Origin of the sequence: Phytoactinopolyspora endophytica (genome assembly GCF_004138495.1) — a bacterium.
Classification (GTDB): domain Bacteria; phylum Actinomycetota; class Actinomycetes; order Jiangellales; family Jiangellaceae; genus Phytoactinopolyspora; species Phytoactinopolyspora endophytica.
Map to the genome: position 1 here is coordinate 294,483 of NZ_ML142851.1, position 807 is coordinate 295,289.

1 pseudogene is annotated in these 807 nt (G+C 64.8%); it reads right to left on the reverse strand.

The features are described 5' to 3' along the window. Positions 1 to 38 precede the first annotated feature (38 nt). Positions 39 to 807: pseudogene (locus ELR45_RS07160) on the reverse strand (hypothetical protein); the annotation flags it as partial.

Sequence of the window (807 nt, forward strand, 5' to 3'; positions counted from 1 at the left end):
GAAGGTGAAGCACTGCCGAAAGGGCAGCGCTGGTTGGATCAGAACTGTGTGTCGACCTGGAACTCGATCTCGTCCCAATCTCCGAAGGCGTCGGTGCTGAAGAATTCCACGGTGACTGTGTCCTCGGCGGAGAAGTCTTGCGCCGTGCCGGAGAGCGTTCCCACGACGGAGCCGCCGTTGAAGAGCGTCGCTGTCCAGATCACCCCGCTTTGATCGCTGCCGGTGTTGGTCACCCGGCTTCGTAGTGCGAAATCACCCAGGCCGTCCTCGTACACCTGGACATCGCTGAAGCTGTACGAGCCCGCGCTGTGCGAGCCGTCATCGCTCTCTCCGGGATCGCTGTTGTCCGAGGATTCCTCGGAGGCGTCGTCCTGCTCCCCGCCGTCATCAGACTCAGCCGCGGCTTCCATCGCCGCGACCGCTTCTTCCCGATCGTCGAGCTCGCCTTCTCGTTCGTTCAAGGTGGACTCGCGCTCGTCGAGTTCGGCGCCGCGAGCATCGAGCTTTTCTGCGTCTGCACTCCCACCCTCGTCGCCGTCGTCGTCGGCGTCGAGCTGCTCCTGCAGCGCGTCACGCTCGGCAGTGAGGTCGTCCAGCTCGGTCTGCAGCTCGTCGGTGTCGTCCGACGCTGCGGCTGTGTCGTCCTCGTCGCCCGAACCAGCTGCATAGCCGATCATCAGCGCGACGACGCCGACGGCCGTCGGCAGCAGCCAACGACGACGCTTCTTCGGTTCCCGTTCCGGTGTGGCCGTGCTCTCCGGTGTGCTCATGATCCCCCTCCAGGTCTGTGCGTTGCCGCACCTCTCG